General features: G+C 72.7%; 15 protein-coding genes. 7 read left to right on the forward strand and 8 right to left on the reverse strand.

What is annotated here, in order from left to right; translation table 11 throughout:
• Window positions 1-25 precede the first annotated feature (25 nt).
• Window positions 26-358 carry an Rv1322 family protein gene (locus IEZ20_RS34650; protein WP_189306153.1) on the reverse strand — a complete coding sequence of 111 codons (333 nt, stop codon included), beginning with the start codon at window positions 356-358 and terminating at the stop codon, window positions 26-28.
• A 234-nt stretch (window positions 359-592) separates the two neighbouring features.
• Between IEZ20_RS34650 and IEZ20_RS34655 the strand changes: the two genes are divergently transcribed.
• Window positions 593-1,621: an LLM class flavin-dependent oxidoreductase gene (locus tag IEZ20_RS34655; RefSeq protein WP_189306155.1), complete on the forward strand. Its 1,029-nt coding sequence runs from the start codon at window positions 593-595 to the stop codon at window positions 1,619-1,621.
• Between the two features lie 114 nt (window positions 1,622-1,735).
• Here IEZ20_RS34655 and IEZ20_RS34660 read toward each other — a convergent pair whose 3' ends face one another.
• The gene (locus IEZ20_RS34660; protein ID WP_189306157.1) at window positions 1,736-2,128 is read right to left on the reverse strand and encodes an SCO5389 family protein; all 393 of its coding nucleotides are present in this window, start codon (window positions 2,126-2,128) and stop codon (window positions 1,736-1,738) included.
• A gap of 276 nt (window positions 2,129-2,404) precedes the next feature.
• On the opposite strand from IEZ20_RS34660, the gene nucS reads away from it, so the two are divergent.
• Window positions 2,405-3,076: an endonuclease NucS gene (nucS, locus tag IEZ20_RS34665; protein ID WP_189306159.1), complete on the forward strand. Its 672-nt coding sequence runs from the start codon at window positions 2,405-2,407 to the stop codon at window positions 3,074-3,076.
• A 64-nt stretch (window positions 3,077-3,140) separates the two neighbouring features.
• Here nucS and IEZ20_RS34670 read toward each other — a convergent pair whose 3' ends face one another.
• The 4 genes from IEZ20_RS34670 to IEZ20_RS34685 form a co-directional block, all read right to left on the reverse strand.
• On the reverse strand, window positions 3,141-5,729 hold the full coding sequence (locus IEZ20_RS34670) for an ATP-binding protein (RefSeq protein WP_189306161.1): 2,589 nt from the start codon (window positions 5,727-5,729) through the stop codon (window positions 3,141-3,143).
• A 229-nt stretch (window positions 5,730-5,958) separates the two neighbouring features.
• On the reverse strand, window positions 5,959-6,282 hold the full coding sequence (locus tag IEZ20_RS34675) for an STAS domain-containing protein (protein WP_189306164.1): 324 nt from the start codon (window positions 6,280-6,282) through the stop codon (window positions 5,959-5,961).
• 157 nt (window positions 6,283-6,439) lie between these two features.
• Window positions 6,440-7,288, reverse strand: coding sequence for a 3-hydroxyacyl-CoA dehydrogenase family protein (locus IEZ20_RS34680; protein WP_189306166.1), 849 nt, complete (start codon window positions 7,286-7,288; stop codon window positions 6,440-6,442).
• Window positions 7,289-7,412: 124 nt separating this feature from the next.
• Window positions 7,413-8,054, reverse strand: a complete 642-nt coding sequence (locus IEZ20_RS34685) for a TetR/AcrR family transcriptional regulator (protein WP_189306168.1) — start codon at window positions 8,052-8,054, stop codon at window positions 7,413-7,415.
• A 79-nt stretch (window positions 8,055-8,133) separates the two neighbouring features.
• On the opposite strand from IEZ20_RS34685, the gene IEZ20_RS34690 reads away from it, so the two are divergent.
• From IEZ20_RS34690 to IEZ20_RS34700, 3 genes are read left to right on the forward strand one after another with little or no spacing between them, the layout of a single operon-like run.
• Window positions 8,134-8,922 (forward strand): ABC transporter ATP-binding protein, encoded by a 789-nt coding sequence (locus IEZ20_RS34690; RefSeq protein ID WP_189306169.1) that lies wholly within the window; start codon window positions 8,134-8,136, stop codon window positions 8,920-8,922.
• 28 nt (window positions 8,923-8,950) lie between these two features.
• Window positions 8,951-9,700 carry an ABC transporter permease gene (locus IEZ20_RS34695; protein ID WP_189306171.1) on the forward strand — a complete coding sequence of 250 codons (750 nt, stop codon included), beginning with the start codon at window positions 8,951-8,953 and terminating at the stop codon, window positions 9,698-9,700.
• Window positions 9,701-9,713: 13 nt separating this feature from the next.
• Window positions 9,714-10,286, forward strand: a complete 573-nt coding sequence (locus tag IEZ20_RS34700) for a cob(I)yrinic acid a,c-diamide adenosyltransferase (RefSeq protein ID WP_189306173.1) — start codon at window positions 9,714-9,716, stop codon at window positions 10,284-10,286.
• A gap of 50 nt (window positions 10,287-10,336) precedes the next feature.
• Here IEZ20_RS34700 and IEZ20_RS34705 read toward each other — a convergent pair whose 3' ends face one another.
• A complete protein-coding gene (locus tag IEZ20_RS34705; protein WP_189306176.1) occupies window positions 10,337-10,840 on the reverse strand; it encodes a DinB family protein in 504 nt (167 codons plus the stop codon).
• Window positions 10,837-11,451, reverse strand: coding sequence for a hypothetical protein (locus IEZ20_RS34710; RefSeq protein WP_189306177.1), 615 nt, complete (start codon window positions 11,449-11,451; stop codon window positions 10,837-10,839). Before IEZ20_RS34710 ends, IEZ20_RS34705 begins: the two co-directional genes overlap by 4 nt.
• Before the next feature lie 152 nt (window positions 11,452-11,603).
• Between IEZ20_RS34710 and IEZ20_RS34715 the strand changes: the two genes are divergently transcribed.
• Both IEZ20_RS34715 and IEZ20_RS34720 read left to right on the forward strand, forming a co-directional pair.
• Window positions 11,604-12,791: a sensor histidine kinase gene (locus IEZ20_RS34715; RefSeq protein ID WP_189306179.1), complete on the forward strand. Its 1,188-nt coding sequence runs from the start codon at window positions 11,604-11,606 to the stop codon at window positions 12,789-12,791.
• A 4-nt stretch (window positions 12,792-12,795) separates the two neighbouring features.
• The gene (locus tag IEZ20_RS34720) at window positions 12,796-13,437 is read left to right on the forward strand and encodes a response regulator (protein WP_189306181.1); all 642 of its coding nucleotides are present in this window, start codon (window positions 12,796-12,798) and stop codon (window positions 13,435-13,437) included.
• Window positions 13,438-13,467 lie beyond the last annotated feature (30 nt).

Here is a 13,467-nt window from a genome sequence, read left to right on the forward strand (position 1 = left end):
CCGTACGACCCGGAGGACCCCGGCTTCAGAACCTCGGCGCGTTACGGGACCGCTGCACCCGCGTGGTGCGGCGGTCCTTCGCGTTCCAGCAGGCCTTGTGCCAGTGCCGGCGCTCGTCGACGCCCGTGTGCTCCGGCCACGCCACCACGTGCGGGACACCGGACGGGATCAGCTGGTCGCAGCCCGGGCAGCGGTAGGTCTTGCCCTCCGCGCCGGCCCCGGCGACATGCCGCACGCTCCACTCCTCGCCCTGCCAGCTCTCCGTGGACTGCCAGCCGCCGTACCGGCCGGTGCGGTCGTCCTCGGCGCTCCGGCCCGGTGATCCGGCTGCCTTCGGTCGGTTGCGGCGCGGGGACACGGGACACCTCTCGGGGCTGTACGGGGAGCACGGGCTCCATCCAGCCTACGCGCCGCCGTGCGGGGTACGCGTCGGATACGCGTAAGGAACCAACCCACCCAAGTCCCCCTCCAGGGAGACCCATTCTGCAGACAATCCGCAAATCCTTCCGGGCAGGCCGTGTCCTGGGCACGTGTCAGACGGTTATGCCGGGTGGGGGAGCTCCGGGTCGGAGCCAAGGAAGCAGGAAATGCGATGCACGTAGGTAGTTTTGTGCTGGCGGCCCAGTTCCCGGGCCAGGGCCCCGGGGAAGCCCTGCACCGGGCGGTCCGCTCGGCGGAGGTCGCCGAGCAGTCCGGGCTGGACGCCGTCTGGCTCGCCGAGCACCACTTCGTGCCGTACGGCACATGCCCGTCCGCGGTGACCCTGGCCGCGCTGCTGCTCGGCCGCACCCGCCGCATCCGGGTCGGTACGGCGGTCAGCGTACTGCCCACGGCCCACCCGGTGGCCCTCGGCGAGCAGGCCGCGCTGCTCCACATCACCAGCGGCGGCCGGTTCACCCTGGGTGTCGGGCGGGGCGGCCCCTGGGTCGACCTGGAGGTGTTCGGCACGGGCCTGGAGGCGTACGAACACGGGTTCCCGGAGTCGCTCGATCTGCTGCTGCGCTGGCTCGGCGAGCCGTCGGTGGCGGCCTCCGGAGAGCGGTTCTCCTTCCGCGAGGTACCGGTCGTCCCCCGCCCCTCGGAGGCCCTGGCGGAGAGCCCCGGCCCGGAGGTCGTCCTCGCCTGCACCTCACCGGCGAGCGTACGGCTGGCCGCCGAGCGCGGGCTGCCGATGCTGCTCGGCATGCACGTCGGGGACGAGGAGAAGGCCGAGATGGTCGCCATGTGGCGGCGCTGCGCCCGGGCGGCGGGCCGGCCGGCCGAGGAGATCGAGGGCGCCGCCCATGTCTCGGCCGGGGTCTGCCAGCTCGCCGACCGGCGCACGGACGCGGTGGAGACACTGACGAAGGCGATGCCGGGCTGGCTGCGGCAGGGACTCGGGGCCCATGTGACGGTGGACGGACGGGCGCGCTCGATGCGCGACCCGTACGCCTACACCGAACTGCTCTGCGGGCTGCACCCGGTGGGCACCCCGCGGCTGGCCGCCGACCGGCTCGCGGCCACCTCGGAGCGCACCGGCATCTCCCGCTTCGCCCTCCTGACGGAGGGCTCGGGCGACCTCGCGACCACGGAGGAGAACCTGCGGCGCCTGGGCGCCGAGGTGCTGCCCCAGCTGCACTGACCGGCCCGCCGCGCAAGCCACCTGGGGGGCTTGCCGCCCCGGTCCTGCATGCACCTCCCCCACGGTGGAGCGGCAAGCCGACGTCTGTCCCGTCCCGGCCGTGCCGGAACCGCGTCAGCAGTCCCGCAGCTCCGGCGACTGGTTCAGCAGCTGGCTGCGCACCGACGTGAAGCGGGCCAGCGTCTCGTCCACCGAGGCGTCCAGCGGGAACACCGCCACGCGGTGGCAGTTCTGGAAGGCCAGCCGTACACCGAAGTGCCGCTGGAGGGCGCCGCGGATGGCGTCACTCGCGAGCGCACGCAGCAGCTGGCCGCGCGCCTGCTCGTCCGGCGGGGGCGTCTGGTTGTCGGCGAAGGAGCCGCCGTCCACCTTCAGCTGGGCCACCAGGGAGCTGATCATCTCCCATGCGTAGGGCAGGGAGGTCCGGACGCAGTCGACGAAGTCTGCTTCGTCGACCTCGCCTCGCTCGGCCTGTTCGAGTAGGGCCGGTGAGACGTCGAGCGACATGGGTTCTCCTCTCGCACCCCCGAGGCACAGGGGTTGCCGGACAGGTCAGGGAGTTCGCGATTTCGAACACGCTCGGTACAGGGGCCGCAACCTCCCGTTCCCTACGGTAGGCAACGGTCGGTGACCACACCAGCAGAATGCGTATATGGAACGGTCCCGTTACGCCCACAATCGGCCAGGGATGAACAAGAGTTTCAAGGGACAAATGGGGCGATCCACAGGGAGCGGGGCGGGCGGATCGCGAGCACCGGGGGGTGTCGAGTAGCGTTGCCGACCATGCGTCTCGTCATTGCCCGCTGCTCGGTCGACTACGCCGGCCGGCTCACCGCCCACCTGCCCTCGGCGCCGCGACTGATCCTGGTCAAGGCGGACGGCAGCGTCTCCATCCACGCCGACGACCGGGCCTACAAGCCGCTCAACTGGATGTCGCCGCCCTGCACGCTGAAGGAGGGGACGGGCGAGGACGAGGGGGTCTGGACCGTCGTCAACAAAGCGGGCGAGAAACTGATCATCACGATGGAGGAGATCCTCCACGACTCCTCGCACGAACTGGGTGTGGACCCGGGTCTGATCAAGGACGGCGTGGAAGCACACCTCCAGGAGCTCCTCGCCGACCGCATCGAGACCCTGGGCGAGGGGTACACCCTCATCCGCCGCGAGTACATGACCGCGATCGGCCCCGTGGACATCCTCTGCCGGGACGCCGAGGGCCGGACGGTGGCGGTGGAGATCAAGCGCCGGGGCGAGATCGACGGCGTCGAGCAGCTCACGCGCTACCTCGAACTGCTGAACCGCGACCCCCATCTGGCGCCGGTCCGCGGCATCTTCGCCGCCCAGGAGATCAAGCCCCAGGCGCGCGTCCTCGCCACCGACCGCGGCATCAACTGCCAGATCCTGGACTACGACGCCCTGCGCGGCATCGAGGACGACAAGCTCCGCCTGTTCTAGCCGACGGGCCCGGGCCGGACCGGCGGTGCCGAACCGGCCCGGGGCCCGTCGGCACCGCCGCACATCACGCCGACGCGCTGCTCGACGTCCCCCCGGCGGAGCCGCCGTTCGTGGTGCCGGTCGTCGTGCCGTCGGTGGTACCGCCGGTGGTTCCGCCGGACGTGCCGCCGCTCGTACCGCCGCTCGTGCCGCCGCTCGTACCGCCGGTCGCGCCTCCGCTCGTGGTGCTGCCCGTGGTGCTGCCCGTGGAGCCGCCGGTCGTCGAGCCGTCCGTGGAGCCGCCGGTGGTGGTGCTCCCGGTGGAGCCCCCCGTCGTACCGCCCGTGCCGCCGCTCGTCGAGCCGCCGGTGGTGGAACCACCGGTGGTGGAGCCGCCGGTGGTGCTGCCTCCGGTCGAGCCCCCCGTCGTACCGCCCGTGCCGCCGCTCGTCGAGCCGCCCGGTGTCGGGGACTTCGACGGGGAGCCGGAGGGGCCGGCGGGGTCGGAGGGCTTGACGCTCTCCGACGGGCGGGAGGGGGCGGCGGGCGGTACCGGGTCGTCCGCCGTGCCGTACCTGCCGTCGGGGCCCGGCGAGGTGGGACGGCCGCCGGCCGATCCGGTGTCACCGGTGTCGGCCGGGTCCGAGGCCGGACCGCCGTCCTCCAGACCCTGGGTCGCCGACGGGTTCACCTCCACCTTGCCCGCCGGGTTGCGGTCGCCGTCCGGGTCGGAGGTCATGCCGAGCGTGACGACCGTGCCGAGCACCGCGGCGAGCAGCGCCCCGGAACCGGCCGCCACCAGGTTGCGCCGGGCCACCCGCCGGATGCCGGCGCCGCGCCCCGCCGGCCGCGGAAGCTGCCGCGTGACCAGCGTGCCCTCGTACGGCTCCGGCGCCGGCGCCGGGCGCGGCGCCGGATCCTCGTGCCGTGCCTCCCCCGGCACCGGCAGCCCCGGCGCCTCGCCCGCCCGGTCGGCGAGCAGGGCCAGCGCGCGGCGGCCGGCGACCGCACCGCGCTTGTCGGCGAGGGCACCGCGCAGCCCGCCCGAGGCCTCCAGTTCGGCACGGGCCCGGTCGAGCTGTCCGGTGCAGAGCGCGAGTATCCCCAGCTCGTGATGGAAATAGGCTTGTTCAGGCACATCGCCGGCCAGCCGCGAGGCTTCCGCACCGTACCGAAGGGCCCGTTCCCAGGCGCTCCAGTGGAGTCCCGCGGCGAAGGCGGGCGCGGCCGTGCGGGCGAGCCGTACGGCGCTGCTCTCCTCGCCGTCGGCGGCCGGGGCCGTCCGCGGCACGACGGCGCCGAGCGCGGCCAGGACCGCGTCGGCCTCCGCGCACACCCGCTCGGGGGTGACCGAGGGATGGCCGGCCCACCAGGCGTAGTGCTGGGCGGCGGTGCGGGCGTGGTCGTCGGCGTCGTCGGCGTATCCGGCCGCCTCCAGCTGGGTCTGCACCCCGGCCGCGAGCCGGTAGCGGGAGCCGACCGGGGAGACCAGGCCGCAGCCGGCCAGCTCGCCGAGGGCGGCGTCCGCGTGGGTGTCGCCGACCAGTGCGGGCAGGTGCGCCTGGTGGGGCAGCTCGCCGCCGAGGGCGACCGCGAAGCGGAGGGCGGCCCGGGCGGAGGCGCCGAGCCGGGAGGCGAGCAGCGGCGCGGGGGCCGCGGCCTCGCCGAGGGAGGGCAGCGGAACGTCGTCCGCCGGCTCCGCGGGCGGGTCCGCCGGCCGGCGTACGTCCTCGAAGACGCCGTACTCGTCCACCGCGCCCGTGCTGGCCCGCAGTTCGTCGCGCTGCCGGAGCAGGGCGCCGGCCTGGACGAACCGCAGGGGCAGTCCCTCGGACTCGAACCAGAGGTCGCCGGCCCAGTTGGCCTCCTCCTCGGTGAGCACCCGGCCGACGGTGCGCTCGAGGATCTCCACGCCGGCGTTGCGGTCGAGGCCGGCCAGGAAGACCTCCTCCACCTCGGCCGCGGCGGAGGGCGCGGGCACGTCGGGGGTGGCGGCGAACAGGAACGCGCACTCGGGGGTGGCGTCGCGCAGTTCGTCCAGGGCGGCGCCGCCGAACTCCAGGTCGTCCAGGACGACGACCGCGCCGATCTCCCGGACCGAGGCGAGCAGTTCGTCCCGGTCGGGGCGGTGGTGGGGGGCGTCGTGGACGGCGTGGAACAGGTCGTGCAGGAGGTCGCCGGCCGTGCGGTGGTGGCCGCTGAGGCGGACCACGCCGTCGGGGGCGAGGTCCAGGCAGTCCTCGGCGACCAGGTCGAGCAGGGCGGTACGGCCGGAGCCCGCGGGGCCGGTGAGGCGGACCGAGCGGCCCTGGGCGAGGAGGCGGACCAGGCGTTCGCGTTCGTCCTGGCGTTCCAGCAGGGACAGTGCCGGCCGGGCGGGGCCGGGCGGCACGGGCGGCCGGGCGGCGCGTTCGGCCTCGGCGCGCTCGGCGGGGGTGCGCTTGCGGGGCCTGCCGGGGCGCTCGGCCGGCGGGCAGGGTTCTATCTCGCTGCCGTCGACGGGGTTGACGGTCAGCTGGAGGTCGCCCACGACGAGCTGGGCCATGCGGGCGGGCGCTGCCGTGCCCGGGGCGAAGTCGGAGGTGAGGGAGTCCCGGGGCGGGCGGCGGCCGTGCGCCGTGCCGTGTTCCTCGGGTCCCGTGTGGATCGGGTCGATCGGCTCGATCGGGTCCATGGGTTCAAGCCCCCCAAAAGCGTCGTGTGCCCGTGTTCCGGCCCCTCCCGGCCTTGTCGCACACCGCGCTGTCGCTTCTGGTCCGGGCCCGCCGGGTCGAGGGTTGCGAGGCAGCGGGCGACCGCACCCTAAACCGTGGCTCAGTATCTCCGACAGGGCGGGGTGCCGTACGGTCCGAGACGTCACGGTCTCGTGAGGATTGCGCCCGGTCCCGCCCGGCAGGGGTGCCTCACACCCGGGGCAGCGACTCCACCCCGATGCCGCCCTCGATGGCGAGGATGCGGTGCAGCCGGGTGGCGACCAGCAGGCGCTGCATCTGCGGGGGGACTCCCCGCAGCACCAGGCGGCGCCCGCAGCGGCCGGCCCGCCGGTGGGCGCCCATGATCACCCCGAGTCCGGTGGCGTCCCAGGAGTCCAGTTCGGACAGGTCGAGCACCAGGTCGCCGACTCCGGTGTCGACGGCCGAGTGGAGGACCGTACGGGCGTCCGCCGCGCTGCGGACGTCGAGGCGGCCCCCGACGACCAGCTCGGCGTGGTCGCCCCTGATGTGCATATGCGCTCCCCGTTGAGTGCGGTTGGCGTCTCGGTGACGGTGCTGTGCAACGTCTGACTGTGCGGGTGGCGGTCCGGTTGCTGCTTGTAAGCGAACCGATACCGAATTCACCCCCGGGAGTGATACTCCCGGGGTGTGCGTGCCTGGAGAGGGTGACTCAGTACGTGTAGAAGCCCTGCCCGCTCTTGCGGCCGATGTCACCGGCGTCCACCATCCGGCGCATCAGCTCCGGCGGGGCGAACTTCTCGTCCTGGGACTCGGTGTAGATGTTGCTCGTGGCGTGCAGCAGGATGTCCACGCCGGTCAGGTCGGCGGTGGCGAGCGGGCCCATGGCGTGGCCGAAGCCCAGCTTGCAGGCGAGGTCGATGTCCTCGGCGGTCGCCACTCCGGACTCGTAGAGCTTGGTCGCCTCGACCACGAGGGCGGAGATGAGCCGGGTGGTGACGAAGCCGGCGACGTCACGGTTGACGACGATGCAGGTCTTGCCGACGGACTCGGCGAACTCCCGGGCGGTGGCGAGGGCTTCGTCGCTGGTCTTGTAACCGCGGACCAGCTCGACGAGCTGCATCATCGGCACCGGCGAGAAGAAGTGCACGCCGACGACACGCTCGGGGCGCTCGGTGGCGGCCGCGATCTTGGTGATCGGGATGGCGGAGGTGTTGGAGGCGAGCACGGTGTCCTCGCGCACGAGCTTGTCGAGCGCGCGGAAGATCTCGTGCTTGACCTCCAGCTTCTCGAAGACCGCCTCCACCACGATGTCCGCGTCGGCGGCGGCGTCCAGGTCGGTGGTCGCCGTGATGCGCGCGAGCGCGGCCTCCGCGTCCTCGGCCGCCAGCTTGCCCTTGCCGACGAACTTGTCGTACGAGGCCTTGATGCCGTCGGTGCCGCGCTTCAGTGCCTCGTCGGTGACGTCCCGCAGGACGACGTCCCAGCCCGCCTGCGCGGCGACCTGAGCGATACCGGATCCCATGAGACCGGCCCCGATGACGGCGAGCTTCCGTGCCACTCCGACTCCCTATGAACGCGGTGAAAGGTCTGCCTCTCGGCGGACCATAGCGCTCCGGCGCCGCTGTGTGACCGGTAAGTAACGCGCGTCACGTCTCATTTGACGGACATCACACCGGCTGGGGTCACGCCGCGCCTCGGACGGCGTAGTTGAGCACCTTTTCGCTCAACAGGTCCTCGATGTCGTCCAGGAGGACGAGGGCTTCTCGTGACACTTCGGCCGGTTTGCGCCCGGCGAGCATCTCACGGCCGATGGTGACGAAGACGGCCTGGTGGACCCAGCAGATCTGACCGGCCATCAGGTCGGGCAGCGGATCGCCGTCGGCCGCGCCGGTCTCCTCGCGCAGGGCCGCCTCCAGGGTGTCGTGGATCTCCTGCTGGAGGCTCCACAGCCGGGAGCGCAGCGCCGGCGCCTCGTGGATGACCCGCATGAAGCGGTCGTAGCCCTCGAACAGGCCGACACGGGGCGAGACGGCCTCGACCTCGGCGCGCAGTTCGCGCAGGACGGCGCGCGCGGCGGACTCCCCCGCGTCCCGGCCCCGGACCCACCGGGCGAGCCGGTCGGCCACGCCGGCCGAGCGGTCGAAGAAGAGGTCCTCCTTGGCGGGGAAGTAGTTGTAGACGGTGTTGACCGAGACGTTCGCCGCCTCGGCGATCTCCGCGACCGTCACCGCCTCGAAGCCGCGCTCCAGGAACAGTCCCGTGGCGACATCGGAGATGTACTGCCGGGTCTGCCTCTTCTTCCGCTCCCTGAGCCCCTCAGCCATGCCCGCATCCTAACTTCGCTGGGCCTCCTAAAAATTTGGAGTTGTTGCAAAATTTCAGGGACTCTGTTTTTGTGGGGGCATGGCAGCAGTCATCAGTACGGCGGGCCTCGCCCGCACCTTCCAGACCAAGGCCGGCCCCGTGGACGCCGTCCGGTGCGTCGACCTCACCGTCCGCGAGGGGGAGATCCTCGGCTTCCTCGGCCCCAACGGCGCCGGCAAGACGACCACCCTGCGGATGCTCACCACCCTGCTGAAGCCGACCGGCGGAGCGGCCACCGTCGCCGGGTGCGACCTCGCCACCGATCCGGCCGGGGTGCGCCGGGCCATCGGCTACGTCGCCCAGTCCGGCGGCGTCGACTCACAGATCACCGTGCGGGAGGAGCTGGTCACCCAGGGCCGGCTGTACCGCCTGCCGAAGGCGGAGGCGGTCGCGCGCGCCGCGGAACTGGCCGAGGAGCTGGACCTCACCGCGTTCCTGGACCGGAGGACCGGCGCGCTCTCCGGGGGCCAGCGCCGGCGCCTGGACATCGCGATGGCGCTCACCCACCGTCCCAAGGTGCTGTTCCTGGACGAGCCGACGACCGGCCTGGACCCCGCCAGCCGCGCCGACCTGTGGACGCTGGTCCGCCGGCTGCGCGACGAGCACGGTACGACCGTCTTCCTGACCACCCACTACCTGGACGAGGCCGACGCCCTCGCCGACCGGCTGGTGATCGTGGACCGGGGCACGGTCGCCGCCGAGGGCACCCCGAGCGCGCTCAGGCTCCGCCACGGCGGCTCGCTCGACGCGACCCTCCAGGACACCTTCCTCGCCATCACCGGCCGCGGGCCCTCCCCGTCGGCCGACCCCGCCCCCGTCGCCGTATGACGCCCGACCAAGGTTCAGGATCCGCACGATGCTGCTTCACGACACGGCCCTCATCTACGGCCGCTACCTCCGCCAGTCCCTGCGCTCCCGCTTCGCCCTGCTCTTCGGGGTGCTGACTCCCCTGCTCTACCTGCTCTTCTTCGGCCCGCTGCTCACGGAACTGCCGCTGGGCGGGCAGGGCAGCTCCTGGCAGGTGCTGGTGCCCGGGCTGCTGTTGCAGCTCGGCCTGTTCGGTGCGCTGTTCGCCGGGTTCTCGGTCATCATCGAAAAGGGGCAGGGGGTGGTGGAGCGGATGCGGGTGACGCCGGTCAGCCGGCTCGCCCTGCTGCTCGGCCGGGCCCTGCGGGACACCACGGTGTTCGTCTTCCAGGCGGTGCTGCTGGTGCTGGCCGCGCTGGTGATGGGCCTGCGCGCACCGCTGGCGGGCGTCCTGATCGGCTTCGCCTTCGTCGCACTGCTCACGCTGTCGCTGGCCTCGGTGTCGTACGCGCTCGGCATGAAGGTCCGCACCCCGCAGGAGTTCGGCCCGCTGATCAACGCGGTCTCGATGCCCTCCATGCTGCTGTCCGGCCTGATGCTCCCGATGACCCTCGCGCCCGCCTGGCTGGACGTGCTGTCCCACTTCGTCCCGTTCCGCTACCTGGTGGACGCCGTCCGGGACGCGTACGTCGGCCACTACACGACTCCGCACATGCTCTACGGCACCCTGGTCGCCCTCGGCTTCACCGCGCTGTCCGTGACGGTGGGCACACGGGTGTTCCGGACCGCCGGGGCGTAACTACGCTGGCCGTATGGTCAATCTGACGCGTATCTACACCAGGACCGGCGACCAGGGCACCACGAGCCTCGGTGACATGAGCCGGGTGCCCAAGACGGACCTCAGGATCTCCGCCTACGCGGACGCCAACGAGGCGAACGCGGTGATCGGCACCGCCATCGCGCTGGGCGGTCTGGACGAGGAGATCGTCGCGGTCCTCACCCGCGTCCAGAACGACCTGTTCGACGTGGGTGCGGACCTGTCGACACCGGTGGTGGAGAACCCGCAGTTCCCGCCCCTCAGGGTCGAGCAGTTCTACGTCGACCGGCTGGAGGCGGACTGCGACCGCTTCAACGAGCGGCTGGAGAAACTGCGTTCCTTCATCCTGCCGGGCGGCACCCCGGGCGCCGCCCTCCTGCACCAGGCGTGCACGGTCGTACGCCGGGCCGAGCGCTCCACCTGGGCGGCACTGGAGGTGCACGGCGAGACGATGAACCCGCTCACCGCGACCTACCTCAACCGCCTCTCCGACCTGCTGTTCATCCTGGCCCGCAGCGCCAACCGGGAGACCGGTGACGTGCTGTGGGTGCCGGGCGGGGAGCGCTAGGGCCTCTCCTCCGGATCAGGCGGGGTCCGGCCTGATCCGGAGGAGATCCCCTAGTCGCCGGTCCGGCCGTCGATCAGCTCGCGCAGGATGTCGAGGTGGCCATTGTGCCGGGCCGTCTCCTCGATGAGGTGGAGCAGGATCCAGCGCAGGTCCACCGGGTCGCCGTCGCCCCGCTTCACCTGCGCCTTGGTGTCCAGGTCGTGCGCGGCGACGAGTTCGTCGTGCCGGGCGCTGTCCGCGGCGTACTCGTCGAGCAGCCGGGACAGCGGGATGTCGACGGCGATCCGCATCTCGCGGTCGGGGTCCTCCTCGGTCCAGGGGCCCTCGTCCGGCTCCCCCAGGAAGACGACCCGGAACCAGTAGTACTCGACCCAGCGCAGATGGCTGATCAGCCCGCTCAGGGTCATCAGCGGCGAGCCGGGAAGGATCGCCTTCACGGCGTCCTCGTCGGAGAGTTCCTCGCACTTGGCGCGCGCGGTGGCGCGGACGTAGCGGAGGAACGTGGTCAGCTGGGTGCGCTCGTCCCAGGCGGGAGGCGTGTCGGTACGTGTCATCGCCGTGATGATGTCCCCGCACCCGCCCCGCTGTCGACAGACTTTTCGACCGGTGTCCCGGCCGGCTCCGCGCCGGACCGCGGTTCCCGCTTCGGGAACAGGGTGTAGCTCGCGGCGATCACCACGTTGATGCCGATCACCCACAGCATGCGCACCTGCCACGCCCGCAGCGAGCCGGTGTCCCCCGCGTCGCCGACGTACCAGACCGCGCCCTGGAGCAGCGCGAGGGAGACCACCGAGGCCAGGACCCAGCGGCCGGCGACCTTCCACTCGTGCACGGCGCGGGCGGTGCCGTACCTGGGCGGCTTCACGGGAGGCGGGCCGCCGGCGAAGCGGTGCGCCACCCGGGCGTCCGCCCACCTGATGGTGGAGTGGCCGAGGCCGACGGTGAAACCGATGTAGACCGCGGCCAGGCCGTGCCGCCAGTCCGGTTCCGCGCCGTTCCTCAGGTCGACCGCGGTGACGGCGAACAGCACGACCTCCAGGAGCGGCTCGCACAGCAGCAGGGCCAGGCCGGTGCGCGGCATCCGGAACGCGTACCGGAAGGCCAGCCCGGCCGCCAGCAGCACCCAGAACGCCACCTCACAGGCGATGATCAGTCCGACGATCACACTTCGCTCCCCTCGTCCACCCCTCCAGGCTCCCGGCCCGGGCCGGACGTGTCGTCGTCGGCGCAGAGGAATCCGGCGTAAGCGAAAGTCGCAGTACGGCACCCTCCCCGCGGTGCAGGAAAGCCGCCCCGGCGCCGTGTTGGATAGGGGGCATGGCCCGCACGACAGGGGGCACGGCCCGCACGCCGCCCCGCCCGCACCGCGACGACTGGTACATCGCCGTGGGCGGGCTGCTCGGCGGGGTGCTGCTGTGGGTGCCCGGCATCCACGCACGCGTGTCGACGGACGAACTGGTGCTGTGGCACGCGGTCTGGGCGCCGCTGGTGCCCCTCGTGGTGATCGCGGCCTGTGAGCCGCTGCGCCGGATCCGGCCCCGCCTCGGCCTGCTGGTCGGCACCGCCGCGCTGACCCTGGACACGGTGACGCTCGGCAGCCTGGCCACCGTCGTGCTGTACACCGACCTGGTGTACGCGGCGGTGCTGTACGGCACCCCCGCCTCGGCTCGCCGCATCCCCTGGATCGCCGGGTTCCTGACCGTGCTCGGCGGGGTCGTACCGGCGGCGCTGTGGCGGGATCCACGCGGTCTGCTGATCGGGGTCGGCGTCGGTGTGGTGGCGCTGGCCCCCGCCGCCACGGGCGCCCTGGTCCGGGACCACCGTGACGCCGCCGAGGCCGCCCGGCTGCGTGCCGAACAGACCGCGCTGCTGGCCGAGATGGACCGCACCCAGGCGGTGACGGCGGAACGGGCGCGGGTGGCAAGGGAGTTGCACGACATGGTCGCCAACCACCTGTCCGCGATCGCCATCCACTCCACGGCCGCGCTCTCCCTGGACGATCCGAAGACGTCCCGGGACGCGCTGGCCGTCATCCGGGAGAACAGCGTCGAGGGGCTGGCCGAGATGCGCCGGCTGATCGGGATCCTGCGCAGCAGCGGCGGCGACCGGGAACCCTCCGCCACGCCCACCCTGGAGGGGCTCACCGCCCTGGTCGAGGGCGCCCGCGTCAACGGCCTGGACGTCGCGCTGGACGCCGACCACGGCCGCGTGCCCGCGCCGGTCGAGCTGGCCGCGTACCGGATCGTGCAGGAGTCGCTGACCAACGCGCTCAAACACGGGGCGGACGGACCCGTCCGGGTCAGCCTGCGGCAGTCCGACGGCTCGCTGCGGGTGCGGGTGACGAGCCCGTACCGGCCCGGTGACCGGCCGCGCGTCCCGGGCTCGGGTGCCGGGCTCGCCGGCATGCGGGAGCGGGCCGCGCTGCTCGGGGGGCGGTTCGAGGCCGGTCCCGAGGCGGGCCTGTGGGCCGTACGCGCCGAACTTCCGCTCGCACAAGGAGACTGAGAGCATGATCCGGGTCCTGGTCGCCGAGGACCAGTCCGCCGTCCGCGCCGGACTGGTGCTGATCCTGGGCAGCGCGCCCGACATCGAGGTGGCCGGGGAGGCGGCGGACGGGCAGCGGGCGGTGGAGCTGGCCCGGGAGCTGCGGCCCGACGTGGTGCTGATGGATGTGCAGATGCCCCTGCTGGACGGGGTGTCCGCGACCCGGCGGATCGTCGGGGAGCGGCTCGCCGACGTGCTCGTGCTGACCACCTTCGACCTCGACGAGTACGTCTTCGGGGCGCTGCGGGCGGGCGCGGCCGGGTTCCTGCTCAAGAACACCGAGGCGCGGGACCTGCTGGAGGCGGTGAAGACGGTGGCGCGCGGGGAGGGCATCGTCGCGCCGGCCGTGACCCGGCGGCTGATCGCCGAGTTCGCCTCGGCCCCGGCGCGGGGCGGGGAGGCCGATCCGGCCGTGCTGGAGGGGCTGACCCGGCGGGAGCGGGAGGTGCTGGGCTGCATCGGCGAGGGCCTGTCCAACGCGCAGATCGCGGCCCGGCTGGAGATGGCGGAGGGCACGGTGAAGACGCACGTCAGCCGGTTGCTGGCCAAGCTGGAGCTGCGCAGCCGGGTGCAAGCGGCGGTTCTCGCACGGGAGTTGGGTCTCTAGTCCCGCTTGCCCCGAAGTGGTCCAGACCTA

Source organism: Streptomyces cinerochromogenes (assembly GCF_014648635.1).
Taxonomy (GTDB): Bacteria; Actinomycetota; Actinomycetes; order Streptomycetales; family Streptomycetaceae; genus Streptomyces; species Streptomyces cinerochromogenes.